At 70.3% G+C, this 13,881-nt stretch carries 12 protein-coding genes; 5 read left to right on the top strand and 7 right to left on the bottom strand.

Translation table 11 applies throughout. The annotated features are described in order from the left end of the window. Window positions 1-273 precede the first annotated feature (273 nt). Window positions 274-1,035 carry a DedA family protein gene (locus CLV67_RS05295; protein WP_106316009.1) on the top strand — a complete coding sequence of 254 codons (762 nt, stop codon included), beginning with the start codon at window positions 274-276 and terminating at the stop codon, window positions 1,033-1,035. On the opposite strand, the gene CLV67_RS05290 is transcribed toward CLV67_RS05295, so the two are convergent. Next, window positions 989-2,389, bottom strand: a complete 1,401-nt coding sequence (locus CLV67_RS05290; RefSeq protein ID WP_106316008.1) for an NAD(P)H-quinone dehydrogenase — start codon at window positions 2,387-2,389, stop codon at window positions 989-991. The two genes, CLV67_RS05295 and CLV67_RS05290, sit on opposite strands and share 47 nt — an antisense overlap. A gap of 87 nt (window positions 2,390-2,476) precedes the next feature. On the opposite strand from CLV67_RS05290, the gene CLV67_RS05285 reads away from it, so the two are divergent. Beyond that, window positions 2,477-2,938, top strand: a complete 462-nt coding sequence (locus tag CLV67_RS05285; RefSeq protein ID WP_106316007.1) for a gamma-glutamylcyclotransferase — start codon at window positions 2,477-2,479, stop codon at window positions 2,936-2,938. 113 nt (window positions 2,939-3,051) lie between these two features. Next, window positions 3,052-4,275 carry an acyltransferase family protein gene (locus CLV67_RS05280; protein WP_170153754.1) on the top strand — a complete coding sequence of 408 codons (1,224 nt, stop codon included), beginning with the start codon at window positions 3,052-3,054 and terminating at the stop codon, window positions 4,273-4,275. Here the strand turns inward: CLV67_RS05280 and CLV67_RS05275 are convergent. The 4 genes from CLV67_RS05275 to CLV67_RS05260 all read right to left on the bottom strand — a co-directional run bounded on the left by CLV67_RS05275 (window position 4,242) and on the right by CLV67_RS05260 (window position 7,566). Further along, a complete protein-coding gene (locus tag CLV67_RS05275) occupies window positions 4,242-5,207 on the bottom strand; it encodes a GNAT family N-acetyltransferase (protein WP_106316005.1) in 966 nt (321 codons plus the stop codon). The genes CLV67_RS05280 and CLV67_RS05275 overlap by 34 nt on opposite strands. A 42-nt stretch (window positions 5,208-5,249) precedes the next feature. Beyond that, window positions 5,250-5,987, bottom strand: a complete 738-nt coding sequence (locus CLV67_RS05270; RefSeq protein ID WP_106316004.1) for an SCO6745 family protein — start codon at window positions 5,985-5,987, stop codon at window positions 5,250-5,252. 77 nt (window positions 5,988-6,064) lie between these two features. Beyond that, window positions 6,065-6,928 carry a hypothetical protein gene (locus tag CLV67_RS05265; RefSeq protein ID WP_106316003.1) on the bottom strand — a complete coding sequence of 288 codons (864 nt, stop codon included), beginning with the start codon at window positions 6,926-6,928 and terminating at the stop codon, window positions 6,065-6,067. Window positions 6,929-6,933: 5 nt separating this feature from the next. Further along, entirely contained in the window at window positions 6,934-7,566 is a 633-nt protein-coding gene (locus tag CLV67_RS05260) for an MBL fold metallo-hydrolase (RefSeq protein WP_106316002.1), read from the bottom strand. A gap of 109 nt (window positions 7,567-7,675) precedes the next feature. Here CLV67_RS05260 and CLV67_RS05255 point away from each other — a divergent pair, with 109 nt between their 5' ends. Further along, window positions 7,676-8,626, top strand: coding sequence for a DUF4349 domain-containing protein (locus tag CLV67_RS05255; protein WP_106316001.1), 951 nt, complete (start codon window positions 7,676-7,678; stop codon window positions 8,624-8,626). Window positions 8,627-8,688: 62 nt separating this feature from the next. Here CLV67_RS05255 and CLV67_RS05250 read toward each other — a convergent pair whose 3' ends face one another. Both CLV67_RS05250 and CLV67_RS05245 read right to left on the bottom strand, forming a co-directional pair. After that, complete coding sequence (locus CLV67_RS05250; protein ID WP_106316000.1) at window positions 8,689-9,945, bottom strand: amidohydrolase; 1,257 nt, start codon at window positions 9,943-9,945, stop codon at window positions 8,689-8,691. A 215-nt stretch (window positions 9,946-10,160) separates the two neighbouring features. Further along, window positions 10,161-11,726, bottom strand: a complete 1,566-nt coding sequence (locus CLV67_RS05245) for an acyl-CoA mutase large subunit family protein (RefSeq protein ID WP_106315999.1) — start codon at window positions 11,724-11,726, stop codon at window positions 10,161-10,163. A 206-nt stretch (window positions 11,727-11,932) separates the two neighbouring features. Here CLV67_RS05245 and CLV67_RS05240 point away from each other — a divergent pair, with 206 nt between their 5' ends. Next, window positions 11,933-13,876: a serine/threonine-protein kinase gene (locus tag CLV67_RS05240; RefSeq protein WP_106315998.1), complete on the top strand. Its 1,944-nt coding sequence runs from the start codon at window positions 11,933-11,935 to the stop codon at window positions 13,874-13,876. Window positions 13,877-13,881: the final 5 nt, after the last annotated feature.

Raw genomic sequence — 13,881 nt, 5'->3', positions numbered from 1 at the left:
GCCCGGGGTCATCCCCGGGCGTTCTTCATGGCACGAGATGTCACGAGGTGCGGGCCGTCGATACGGGACCTACCGACGGCCCGCGGCCGCACGCCGGTGGTCCGGCGCGGGCCGGTCCAACCGTACGCCGGGCACCGGCGCCCGGCGAAAAGTGGAGCCCTCCGAGTGCCTGCCGCCACGGGCGCCACTGAGTGCGGGCGGTGGAACACAGCGCTCTCTCAGCCCGCCTGAAGCAGAATGCCGGGAGTCCTGAAGTCGCGAGGTGGCCGCACGATGACCGAACTGCTGAGCATGCTGGCGAACCCGGCATGGGCCTACCTCGCCCTGTTCGCGTTCCTGGCGATCGACGCGTTGGTGCCGGTGGTACCCACCCAGGCCATCATGATCACGTCCGGGGCCCTGACCGTTTACGGCGCCCTCGACCTGGGCCTGGTGATCGCCGTCGGCACGATCGGCATGTTCGCCGGTGACGGCATCGCCTTCGTGCTTGGCCGCTCGACCGGCGACCGGTTCGGCTCGCTGGCGGCCCGCTTCGGGCTGCGTGGCGAGGAACACGAGTCCCGGACCAGACGGGCGGCCGAGCGCTTCACCCGTGGGCTGCGCCGGCCGGGACCGCTGGTGATGCTGCTCTGCCGGTTCGTCCCCGGCGGCCGGATGGCCTCCGGCTACAACGCGGGCCGCACCGGCTACCCGATCCGCAGTTTCGTCGGGTACGACGGCGCGGCAGCGCTGGGCTGGGCCGCCTACGGCGGACTGGTCGGGCACCTCGGGGGTACCGCGATCACCCAGTCCGCCTGGCAGGTCTTCGCCCTGGCCGCCATCGCCGCAGTGATCTTCGGCACAGCCGGCTGGATCCTCGCCCTCTTCGGAGGCAGAGAGTCCGGTTCCGGCGACAGAGAGCCCGGTTTCAAAGGCAGCGAGCCCGGTTTCGGAGGCAGCGGGCCCGGCGCCGGCGACAGAGAGCCCGCCGCCGGCGGCGGTGAGTCCGTTACTGGATCTCGTGCTGCATCAGCTGCCGCGCCGCCTCCGCGATAGACCCCGAAAGTGACGGGTAGATCGTGATGGTGTGCGCCAGCTGATCGACGGTCAGGTTGTTCTCGATCGCCATGGTGATCGGCAGGATCAGCTCGCTCGCCTTCGGTGCCACCACGACACCGCCGACGATCTGGCCGGTACCAGGACGGCAGAACAGTTTCACGAACCCGTCCTGCAGCCCGGACATCTTGGCCCGTGCGTTGCCGGTGAGCGGCAGCATCACCTGACGGGCCGGGAACCGCCCGGAGTCGACCTCGTTCTGCGAGACGCCGACGTTGGCCAGCTCGGGGTCGGTGAAGACGTTCGCCGAGACGGTCCGCAGACGCAGCGGGGCCACGGCCTCGCCCATGGCGTGCCAGATCGCGATCCGGCCCTGCATGGCCGCCACGCTGGCGAGCGGCAGGACACCGGTGCAGTCACCGGCGGCATAGATTCCCGGGACGTTGGTACGCGACACGCGGTCGACGGTCACGTAGCCGCCCTCGGAGACGTCCACGCCGTACTCCCGCAGCCCCAGCTCGGCCGTGTTGGGGATGGCCCCGACGGCCATGAGGCAGTGCGACCCCTCGACGGTCCGCCCGTCGGAGAGGGTCACCAGCACGCCGTCGCCGGTGTTGACGACCGAGTCGCCGCGGGACTGGCTGTGGATCGTCATGCCTCGCTCGCGGAAGACCCGCTCGATCGCCATCGCGGCGTCGGCGTCCTCGTGCGGCATGACCCGTTCCCGGCTGGAGATGAGCGTCACCTTCACGCCCATCGCCAGGTAGGCGCTGGCGAACTCGGCGCCGGTCACGCCGGAGCCGATGACGATGAGGTGACTGGGCAGCTCCTCCAGGTCCCACACCTGCCGCCAGTCGAGGATCCGCTCGCCGTCCGGCCGTGCCGTGGGCAGCACCCGCGGGGTGGCGCCGGTGGCCAGCAGGACGGTGCTCGCCTCGACCGGGTAGGTGTCCCCACCGTCCGGGGTGATCAGGACCTCATGGGTGTGACCGAGCCGGTCCTCTCCGAGTCGCGCCCGGCCCCGTACGACATTGACCCCGGCTTTGATCAGTTTGGTCTGGATGTCACCGGACTGGGCGAGGGCGAGCTTCTTGACCCGCTCGTTGACCGCCTTGGCGTCAACGCTCACGCCGGACAGGCCGGAGGAGCGGATCCCGAACCGCTCCTCGTGGCGGTAACCGGTCATCACCTCGGAACTCGCGATGAAGGTCTTGGACGGCACGCAGTCGGTGAGGACGCACGCACCGCCCGGGCCCTCCGCCTCGACGAGCGTGACGTCCGCCCCGAGCTGTGCCGCGACCAGAGCCGCCTCATATCCGCCTGGTCCGCCACCGATGATCACGATCCGACTCACGACAAACCGACCTCCAAAAACCATTAGACGTGCCGACACGCACTCTTCATATTCTCACCACCGCTCGCTACGACTATCGTCGTCGCCGTGCGTCACTACGCCGCGTATGGCTCGAACATGGATCCGGCCCGCATGCTGGCCTACTGCCCACACTCGCCGATGGTCGGCGTGGGGTGGGTGGAAGGCTGGCGCCTCACCTTCGCCGGTGAGGGAGAAATCGGCTGGGAGGGGGCGGTCACGACGATCGTGGAGTCGCCAGGCGACAGGGTCTTCGTCTCCCTCTACGACGTCCACCCCTGGGACGCCGCACAGCTCGACGAAGTCGAGGGCGTGACTGCGGGGGCGTACCAGAAGGTAACCGTGCGTGTATCGACGCTCGACGGTGACGTACCCGCATGGGTGTACGTCTTCGCCGGTTACGAGGGCGGTCTTCCGACCGCCTGGTACCTGTCGGAGATCGCGAACGCCGCAGAGAAGGCGGGTGCGCCGGACGACTACGTCGCCGATCTGCGCGGCCGGCCCACCGGAACGGCTTCTCCCGAGGTCTAGGCGGTTGAGCAGGCGAGACGTTCTCGCCTACCACTCGATCGACGGTTGTACTAGTGTTCGCACTTCCGTCACCCTTCCGCCATCTCGCAGAAGTCGATCACATACCTATGCTCATGAACGGCCTCCGGGCCACCGCGGGCGCCGCGATTCCGAAGCGCCTGGACTCGTTGACGAGCCTGCGGTTCTTCGCGGCCTTCGCAGTGTTCGCTCACCACTTCACCGGCCTCGGCGGCAAGACCGGATTCGGGCGGTCACCGGCGCTGTTCCCGTTCTCGGGGATCGGCGGGCACGGTGTCACGTTCTTCTTCGTGCTGTCCGGGTTTCTGATGATGTGGGTCTTCAAGCCCCGTGAGCACCCCATGGTCTTCTACTGGCGCCGCATCGGCCGGATCTGGCCGGTCCACCTGGTCGTGCTGCCGCTCGCCATCTACGCGTTCTACATCGCGGCGAAGCAGGACATCGACTGGCCCAGTGTGATCGCGTCGGTGTTCCTGGTGCAGGCCTGGTTCCCCGGCGTCGAACCGACCCTGCCGGGCAACCCGGTGACCTGGACCCTCAGCGTCGAGCTGCTCTTCTACGCGCTGTTCCCGCTGGCCGCCCGGATCGCCGTCCGGATGCGGACCCGCTGGCTGGCCCTGACGACCGGCCTCGCCCTCTTCGGGATGTACGCGGTGAACTGGATCGCCGACGCGAACCTGGAACCGGCGATGGCCCGCTGGGTGATGCGTCACCCGCTCGTGTACCTGCCGGAGTTCCTGCTCGGCATGACCGTCGCGCTGGCCGTGCAGCGCGGCTGGCGCCTGCCGCTGCGCCCGATCGTCCCGATCGCGCTGCTGGGCGGCTGGACGTACCTGTACTTCCAGGAGCGCTGGGACTTCTCGAACTTCGTCGAGCACCAGATGGAGTTCGCGATGCGCCCGATCGTGGGCGTCCTGTCCGCCCTGATCATGCTGTCGTTCGTGCAGCGGGAGATCAAGGGACATCGCGGGGTCCTGAACAACAAGCTGCTGATCATGCTCGGCCTGTGGTCGTACAGCTTCTATCTGGTCCATCACTCGATCAGCCGGCTGGCGACGTACGAGTTCGGCCGGATGCCGGACAACAACGCGGTGATCTTCACGCTGATCGGCATGGCCCTGGTGATCAACGCGATCTGCTGGGCGCTCTTCACGTTCGTGGAGGAGCCGGCCGAGAAGTGGTGGCGCAAGCACACGCCGAAGCGCTGGCTCGACCGCAGCGGCGAGACCGGCGGCAGAGCACTGCCACCGGCCCCGCGGACCGCTCCGGAGACGCAGACGCCATCTCAGGCGCCGGTCGCCTCCACCGTGGTGCGGTAGATGTTGGCCCGGTACAGCGCTTCCATGCCGACCTTGAAGTAGAGGCTCGCGGCGTCGGTCGGGTTCGCCAGATCGACGCCGAGCCCCGCCTTCGGGCGGCCCTTCGCGGCGTACGCCGCGAAGGCCCGGCGCAGCAGCGCCTCGCCGACACCCTGCTTCCGCTGCGTCCGGAGCACGGCCAGGTGCTTCACCCAGCCCTCGTCGCTGTCCCCGCCGCCGTCGGTGGACTGCAGCGAGCCGACGATCCGCCCGTCCGCCTCGGCGACGAACCACTCGTCGAACGGGGTGCCGGGCTTGGAGATCTGCTCACGCCAGCCGTCGAACGGCATGGCCCGGTGATCGGAGTCGACGAAGGCCTCCTCGATCACCGCGTGGAAGGCCCGCAGCTCGTCCTCGTCGTCGTGACGGACCGGGCGCACGGTGATGCCGGCCGGCGGCTCGGGCGCGACCGGGGACACCCCGTCGAGCGACATCTGCATGCGGGCGAACTGCTTGAGGAAGACGAAGCCCGCCTCAGTCAGGGTCTCGATCAGCTCGGTCTCGCCCGGGATCGCGCCGGAACGTACCTCATAGGTCTGATGGCCCAGCTCGGCGGCCCGCTCCACCATCCGGGCCATCAGAAGCTCGAGCAGCGGTTTCAGGGCGGGAAGACCACTGCCGGGCCAGAAGTACACGTTGGCGAAGTCGCGGGTGCCGCCGGTCGAGTTGCCGGGATAGGCCCAGCCGACGACCTTGCCGGCGTCGTCGAGCGCGAGCCAGCAGTCACGGGACATGTCGGTGTTGGGGGTGGTGAGCTCCTCGCGGACCTCGTCGCTGGTGAAGTCGGGCTCCCCCACCGCGGCGATGTCACTGGCGTGCACCAGCTCGAGAATCGCGGGCACGTCGTCAAGGGTGGGCCGGCGCGTCGTCCAGCCGAGGGGAAGTTCCGTCATCCGGGCATCGCAACACGACTACGGTTCGTCCCTCAACCGATTTCAGCGAGCCAGCCGATGGCCCAGCGACTCCAGCAGCCCGGTGAACTCGACGCGTTCGGCCTGATCAAGGGCCGCGTACGCCTGCCCGGCCAGCGAATCGGCCACCGCCTCGGCCCAGATCAGCCGACGGATCAGCGGCCCGGCCGGCGGGTAGGGCGCCTGCCAGCCGAGGGCCACCGCACCGGTCTCGCCCTCGGGACCCGCGATGATCGCCTCGAGCGGGGTGAGCCCGCTGGCCCGGACCGCCATGACGTGCACGCCCAGCCGGTGCTCGTGCAGCAGATGCAGCAGCACGGCGGCCCGCGCGCCGGGCGTGACGTCGGGCACGGGCATCGCCCGCCAGGCCGCGAACAGCGGCAGCCCCGCGGTGTCCACCCGGTCGGTCACCCGGCCGGCCAGGTCGAGCAGGCGCACCAGCCGGGGAAACCCGCCGAGCTGGTCGGCGCCCCACTTGCACAGCTCGCCCAGATGCCACTTGGCGACCTCGCTCGGGGCGGACGCCTTGACCGCCGCCTCCCAGCCGTCGGTGACCGCCTCCGGCGCTATGAAGGCCAGCACCGCGGCCACCGTCTCGGACCTGACCTCGCCGAGCGCCCCGGCCCGGGCGGAGACGTGGTACGCCCAGCCGGAGAGGCCGAGCAGCCGCGCGCCCTGCAGCGTCCGCGGTGACTCCGAGAACGCCCGGAGGATCGAGGCGAGTCCCGTGCGAGCGTTGGCGGCGGCCTGTTCGGGGGTCACCGCCCGATTCTGCTCCCCCTGACCGTCTAAAGAAAATCTCCCGGACAGTCCAAAGAGAACGCTCCCCGCGAACGGGGTCAGGTCAGGTCGTCGAGCGCTGCCTGCACGTCGCCCACCCGGCGGCGGGCCGCGGCCGACTCCCGCTCGGCGGCGCGGCGGGCCGCCTTGCGACGCGCCACGTCGGCCACCGCCTCGGTGCGGCGGCGTTCCAGCTCGGCCAGTTCCGCGTCGAGGTCCTCGACCAGGTGACCGGCGTCGCGCTCGGCCTCCTCGGCGCGTTCCAGCCGGATGTCGGCACGGCGTTCGTCGGCCATCGCGGCGCCGAGCTCACGGTCCAGCTCGCGCCGTCGTCGTTCGAGCTCGCGGCGCCGGTGGTCGATCTCCGGGGCCGCCACCGGAGCGGGCGCCGGCTCGGCTTCCGGAACCGGGTCGTCGTCCGTCACCAGGCGCAGCCGCGGTTTCGGCACCTCTCCGAAACCGGCGTAGCTGACGGCCCGGATCAGCCGGCCCGACCGCACCTGCTCGGCGATCTCCGGATCGGCCAGCGCCGCCGTGAACGTCGCCTCCACATCGCCGAGCGGCAGCTTCCCGGCCGCGGAACCGGACTCGACGGCCAGCTTGCGGGCGGCGCCGACCAGCGACGAGACGAACTTCCGCCGCTGGGTCGACAGTTCCCGCAACTGGTCGCCCTGCAGCTCGCGCTGAGCGGCCCGCAGCGCCGTCGAGAGCCCGACCAGCTCGTCGAGCAGCTCGGGCCGGCGCAGCGCCACCAGGTTGACCACCCATGCCGCGACGGTGGGTTTCTTCAGCGCGGCGAGCCGCTTGGCGGCCTCGCGGTCACCTGCCTTGCGGGCGTCCTCGATCGCGGCGGCACGGGCCGCGACGAAACCCTCCGGCGAGTCCTCGTAGAGGCGCCGGACCACGACATCGACGGTCAGCACGTACGTCAGTCCAGCACACTGCCCGGCGCGACCTGCTGGAACCTCGTCTCGGAGAAGCTCTCCAGGTGTTTGCCGTAGACGGCCGCGCCACGCTCGTTGACCAGCCCGTCGTGCAGGGCGAAGGCGCGCTCGGGCCGGACGCCGCGGACGAACTCCAGGGACTCGGCGATCGTCGCCCACGGCGCGTTCAGCGGTACGAAGAGCGTCTGCACCTCGACGTCCGGCGCCACGAAGGAGTCACCCGGGTGGTAGAGGTTGGACCCGCCGTCGTCGATCAGGAACCCCAGGTTCGCGAAGACCGGCACGTACGGATGGATGATCGCGTGCTGCCCGCCGAAGGCCCGCACGCGGTAACCGGCGGCCTCGAACTCCTGCCCCTGCTCGACCGCGGTGGTCGCGCCGGCCACCTCGCCGAGCAGCGCCGTCACCGCCTCGTGCGCGAAGATCCGCAGCTCCGGCCGGCGGGCGACGGCCGCCGTCACGGCCGCGACGTCCACGTGATCGAAGTGCTCGTGGGTGATGAGCACCGCGTCCGCGCCGTCCAATGCGGACGCTTCGGAGAATTCACCAGGATCTACGACGAGCACGCCGGCGCCTTCGACGCGCAGGCAGGAATGCGTGAACTTCGTGACGCGCACGGGACCCCTCCGCTACTGACTTGTAACCGTTCACCTCGCAGTCTGCCGGAACCGGGAGGTGCATGCCGCACGTCCCACCGGTCAGTGAAGACATGAGATCGGAGCTGCCATGAGAAAACGGGGAATCTTCGCGGTGTCGCTGGTGGGCCTTCTGCTCGCCGGCTGCGGCGCTGACTCATACGACCAGACCAGCAGCGGGGGCGCACCGGCGGCCCGTGAACCGGCACAGGCGAACGCCGAGGGCGGCGGGGCCGCCGAGCAGAAGAACGGCGCGATGGCGGACGCCGCACCGGCTGAGGGCAAGGACACCACGGCGCAGGCGCCCGACCTGCGGATCGATCAGCGGTCGATCATCTACACCGGGTCGATCACGATCCGGGTGGACGACGTCAACGCGGCCGCCGCCAAGGTCACCGGCATCGCGGCGGGCTCCGGCGGATTCGTCGGCGGTGACGAACGGCACAGCGGTGGTTCCGGCTCGGACACCGCGACGATCAAGCTGCGCATCCCGGCCGACAAGTTCACCGCGGTGGTCGACCAGCTGGCCGGCCTCGGCGAGGAGGAGAACCGCGGGATCAACACCGAGGACGTCACCGAGCAGGTCGTCGACCTGGACGCCCGGATCGAGGTGCAGAAGGCCCGGCTGGAGAGCGGCAAGCGTCTGCTCGCCCAGGCCAAGACGCTGGAAGACCTGGTGATGCTGGAGCGCGAGGTGGCCTCCCGGGAGTCCGACCTGGCCGCGCTCGAGGGCAAGAAGCGCCGCCTGTCCGACCTCACGGCGCTCTCCACGATCACGGTGGTCCTGCTCGACCCGCAGGCCACCCCGGCCGACGACAACGACGAGCCGCCGGGCTTCCTGGCCGGACTCTCGGGCGGCTGGAACGCCCTGGTCGCCTCACTCGGCGTGCTGCTCACCCTGCTCGGCGCGCTGCTGCCGTGGATCATCGCGCTGGGCGTCCCGGCGTGGGCGATCATCCACTTCCTGCGCCGTAACCGCCGTCGTCCCGCCCCCGCGGCGGTGGTGCCGGTGGCTGCCGAGGCGCCGACTTCGACCAACTGAGTGGGTGTACGTCCGGAGCCGCGAACCTGGGTTCGCGGCTCCGGACGTACCCGATGAAAGGTTTAGAAAGCGCCCGTGGACAGGGCCGCCAGCGCCGTGTGGGCCATCACCCGCACGCCGTGGCCGATGCAGCTCTCGTCGACGTCGAAGTCGCCCTGGTGCAGGTCGTGGCGGACGTCGGAGCCGGGCCGGGCGGTGCCGAGCCGGATCATCGCGCCGGGCACGTGCTCCAGATAGAACGCGAAGTCCTCGCCGCCCATGCTGAGCTCGGCCTCCACCACCCGGTCGGCGCCGAGAGCGGCACCGGCCGCACCCGCGATGACCGCCGACGCCATCCGGTCGTTGATCACCGGCGGGACCCCGCGGATGTAGTTGATGTCGACCTCGGCACCGGTAGGCGCGACCACGTCCCGGATCAGCTTGGTGATCAGGTCGGGCGCCTCCCGCCACGCCTCCAGGCTGAGCACCCGGACCGTGCCGCGGACCTCGCCCGCGCCGGGGATGGCGTTGAACGCCTGCCCGGCGTGGACCGCGCCCCAGACCAGCGACAGCCCGGCCCGCGGGTCCATCCGGCGGCTGAGCAGCGACGGGACGTCCACGATGATCCGGCCGAGCGCGTTCACCAGATCGGCGGTGAGGTGCGGCCGCGCGGTGTGCCCGCCCGGTCCGCTGAGCCTGACCTCGACGGCGTCGGCGGCCGCGGTGAACGGCCCGGAACGCACGCCGACCAGGCCGGCCGGCAGCTGCGGGTAGCAGTGCAGCGCGTAGATCGCGTCGACGTCCTTGAGCCCACCGGCGGCGATCACCTCGGGCGCGCCGGACGGCATCGCCTCCTCGGCCGGCTGGAAGATCAGCCGGACCCGGCCGGGCAGCAGCCCCTGCTCGTCCAGCTGGGCCAGGGCCATGCCGAGGCCGAGCACGATGGTGGTGTGCACGTCGTGGCCGCAGGCGTGCGCCTGCCCGTCGACGGTGCTGCGGTACGGAACGTCCTTGAGGTCCCGCAGCGGCAGCGAGTCGATGTCGGCCCGGAACGCGATGGTCCGCTCACCGGTGCCGATGTCGCAGATGACACCGTTGCCGCGCGGCATCATCCGCGGGCTGAGGCCGGCGACCGAGAGCTCCCGGGCGATCAGGGCGGCGGTCTCGAATTCGGAGTGTGACGGCTCGGGATGCGCGTGAATGTGCCGGCGAATGGCTACGAGCTCGGCGCCCCTCGCGGCGAGCCAGCGGTCGAGCCGGCCGGGAAGGGGGTCGGTGCCGGGCAGTTGCCCGGGCCACGCCGTATCGACGCCCTCGGGCGCCTCCAGAGCTGCAGTCACGTCGGCTTCCGTATCACTCTCGAATTTCGTCGGTTTACGCAACGCGCGACAGCTTAGTCCCGATTGTGGTGACGCTGTGTAACGGTCACGTAAAGAGGTGCTCACGCCCCGACCGAGGTCAGGCGGGCACACGGGAGATCGTCCCGGCCCGCCAACCCCTCAACGGGTAGTGGATCGCGGAGGTGACGCGACACACTACTGGTACGTCGAGCAGCTCAGAACCGCTCGACGGGGCGGTGCACGCCCCATACCCCGCGGAGGGTGTGACACACCTCCCCCACCGTGGCACGCAGACGCAAGGCCTCTTTCATCAACGGTAGGACGTTCACCGTTCCGGCGGCGGCCTTCGCCAGATCTTTCAATGCGTCCTGGACAGCGTCGCCGTCGCGCTCGGCCCGGAGCCTTGCGAGCCGGGCGACCTGAGCGGCCTCGATCGCGGGGTCGACGCGCAGCGGCTCGTACTTCTCCTCCGACTCGGCGGCGAACCGGTTCACGCCCACGACCACGCGCTCCCCGGAGTCGATCTCGGTGGCGATCCGGTACGCGGACGCCTCGATCTCGCCCTTCTGGAAGCCCTGCTCGATCGCGTCGACGGCGGAGCCGTACTCGAAGACCCGGTCGATAAGCGCGGTGGCCTCCCGCTCGACGGCGTCGGTCAGCGCCTCGACCGCGTAGGAGCCGGCGAACGGGTCCACGGTCCCGGTCAGCCCGCTCTCGTAGGCGAGCACCTGCTGGGTCCGCAGCGCGAGCCGGGCGGACTTCTCGGTGGGCAGGGCGAGCGCCTCGTCGTACGAGTTGGTGTGCAGCGACTGGGTGCCGCCGGCGATCGCGCCGAGCGCCTGGATCGCCACCCGGATGAGGTTGACCTCGGGCTGCTGGGCGGTGAGCTGCACGCCGGCGGTCTGCGTGTGGAAGCGCAGCATCAGCGACTTCGGGTCCTTGGCACCGAACTCGTCGCGCATGATCCGCGCCCACATCCGCCGCGCCGCCCGGAACTTGGCGATCTCCTCGAGCAGGGTGGTCCGGGCCACGAAGAAGAACGACAGCCGGGGCGCGAAGTCGTCGACGGCCAGGCCCGCAGCGATCGCGGCGCGGACGTACTCAATGCCGTTGGCCAGGGTGAACGCGATCTCCTGCGCGGGTGAGGCGCCGGCCTCGGCCATGTGGTAGCCGGAGATCGAGATGGTGTTCCACTTCGGGATCTCGGCCCGGCAGTACGCGAAGGTGTCGGCCACCAGCCGCAGCGACGGTTTCGGCGGGAAGATGTACGTCCCGCGGGCGATGTACTCCTTGAGGATGTCGTTCTGGATCGTGCCCTGCAGAGCCGATCCGGGGACACCCTGCTCCTCGGCGACCAGCTGGTAGAGCAGCAGCAGCACCGAGCCGGGCGCGTTGATCGTCATCGAGGTGGACACCCGGTCCAGTGGGATGTCCTTGAAGAGCAGCCGCATGTCGTCGATCGAGTCGATCGCCACGCCCACCTTGCCGACCTCGCCGTGCGCGATCGTGTCGTCCGAGTCGTAACCCATCTGGGTGGGCAGATCGAAGGCGACCGAAAGGCCCATGGTCCCGGCCGCGAGCAGCTGGTGGTAGCGGGCGTTCGACTCGGCGGCGGTGCCGAAACCGGCGTACTGCCGCATGGTCCACGGCCGTTTGGTGTACATCGTCGGATAGACGCCACGGGTGTACGGGTACTCGCCGGGCTCTTCGGCTCCGGCGCCCGCGGGCACGTCGGCAGGGCCGTACACCGGCTTGATGGGGAACCCCGACTCTGCATTCACACGACGAATCCTAAGACTCGTTAAGGCGTCCGACCGTGAGGAATTTGCCACCCTGCGTCCCACGGTCGTCAACCCTCGGCCACTCGGCCATCACAGAGGGTCGAAGTGTCGTGAACAGTGGCGCCGCGACTTTCATTCGGGGGGTGACGGCAGGCAAGATAGCGGGGTTGGTCGACAGCCCCTATACCCCCCGGGCGGCATCCTCAGTGACTCAATCTCCGACGTGGAGCGGCGGTAACGCGGCTCCCCCCAGCGGACGGGCCGCCCCGGGCACCCTCATCGGCGGGCGATACACGCTGCGCGCCGCGGTGGGTCACGGCGGCATGGGAACGGTGTGGCGCGCGGCTGACACGCTGCTGCGCCGCGACGTGGCCATCAAGGAGGTCATCCTGCCGCCCGGTCTGGCGCCGAGCGACCGGGACGCGATGTATGAGCGGACCATGCGCGAGGCCCGGGCCGCGGCCGCGCTGCAGCACCCGGCCGTGGTGCAGGTCTACGACGTCGTGCACGAGAACGGCCGGCCGTGGATCGTGATGGAGCTGCTGGACGCTCGCAGCCTCGCCGACATGGTGATCGAGGACGGCCCGGTCTCCCCGCGCGTCGTCGCCAAGATCGGCATCGCCCTGCTCGGCGCGCTCGAGGTGGCCCACGCGCACGGTGTGCTGCACCGCGACGTCAAGCCGGCCAACGTGCTGATCTGCGGTGACGGCCGCTGCGTGCTGACCGACTTCGGTGTCGCCCGGATGCCCACCGACGTGCAGCTGACCACGCCGGGCATGGTGCTGGGCTCGCCGCACTTCATCTCGCCGGAGCGGGCCATGGGCCACGACTTCGGCCCGCCGAGCGACCTGTTCTCGCTGGGTGTCACGCTCTACACCGCGATCGAGGGCCGTCCGCCGTTCGACAAGGGCGACCCGATCGAGACCATGCACTCGGTCGTCGAGGACCCGCCCGCCCCGGTGGTCCGGGCCGGTTCGCTGGCCCCGGTACTGATGGGCCTGCTGGAGAAGAACCCGGCTCAGCGGATGGACGTGCAGACCGCCCGCACCATCCTGCGGCAGCAGCTGGCCGGCCCGCTGGCCAGCAAGAACCCGCCGCACATGATGACCGACCCCTACTCGGTGGTGCCGTCGCCGCGACCGACCAGCCCGGCTCCGGCCGCGACCCAGCCGATCCCGCCGCAGCCGAGCGGCCAGATCGGCGGCCGCGCGATGCTGGCTCCCGGTGAGTCGCTCACCGATCACCTGGCGAAACTGGAGCAGCAGAACTCCGGCGGGGGCCGGCGCCGCGCCCCCGAGCCGCCCGTCCCGCAGCAGGGTCCGGGCGCGATCATGCCGACCGGCGCGATGCCGGCCCACAAGCTGCCCGACAACGGCCGTCGTGCCGGCGGTGACACGACCGCAGTCGTCCCGCCGCAGGGTGCCTGGAGCCAGCAGCAGGCCGGCGGCGCCCGTCCGGGCACCGTGGTGACGAGCCCGGCCGCCAAGCGCCGTGCCGCGATCGACAAGGTGGTCGGCACCGCGAAGGAGACCAGCGGGCGTGCCGTCGCCACCTTCAAGTCGTGGCCGCGCAACAAGCAGCTGATCTCCGGTGGCGCGGCCGCCGCCGTGGTCCTGGTCCTGGTCCTGGTCTTCGCCATGAGTGGCTCGGACGAGACCAAGACGCCGCCGGTGACCGCGGCGCCGCAGCCGACCACGGCCGCCGTCGACTTCCCGACGCAGGACTACAAGGGCAACGAAGCCGTCAGCGTGAAGGTGCCGGCCGGCTGGACGCGGGCCGCGGGCGGCGTCTACGTCGAGTACATCCATCCCGACGACAAGACCACCAAGGTGCGCATCCTCGTCGAGCCGGGCAAGGTCACGCCGACCAAGTTCGTCACCCAGACCGCGCCGGCGGGGCTGAAGAAGGGCAAGACCTGCCCCGACCCGTTCCAGCCGGTCGCCAACCAGGAGGTGACGGTCGCCGGCAACCCGGGCGCCGAGTTCGAGTACACCTGTGGCGAGGGTGACCAGATGCGTCACGGCATCTGGCGGATGACCCTGGTCAACAACAAGATGTACTCGTTCTACCTGACCACGACGGACGCGAAGTTCGCCGAGTACAAGAAGTACTACGACGTCATGGCGGAGACGTTCCAGCTGAGCCTGTGACGCGG

The organism is Actinoplanes italicus (genome assembly GCF_003001815.1).
Classification (GTDB): domain Bacteria; phylum Actinomycetota; class Actinomycetes; order Mycobacteriales; family Micromonosporaceae; genus Actinoplanes; species Actinoplanes italicus.
The sequence above is the reverse complement of the archived record's forward strand: the minus strand, read 5'-3'. Positions and strand labels throughout refer to the sequence as shown.

Bases quoted from the DNA above. Each gene is read 5' to 3' on its own strand.
- CLV67_RS05280 (WP_170153754.1), top strand. From the start codon at position 3,052: ATGAACGGCCTCCGGGCCACCGCGGGCGCCGCGATTCCGAAGCGCCTG.
- CLV67_RS05275 (WP_106316005.1), bottom strand. From the start codon at position 5,207: ATGACGGAACTTCCCCTCGGCTGGACGACGCGCCGGCCCACCCTTGAC.
- CLV67_RS05295 (WP_106316009.1), top strand. From the start codon at position 274: ATGACCGAACTGCTGAGCATGCTGGCGAACCCGGCATGGGCCTACCTC.
- CLV67_RS05255 (WP_106316001.1), top strand. From the start codon at position 7,676: ATGAGAAAACGGGGAATCTTCGCGGTGTCGCTGGTGGGCCTTCTGCTC.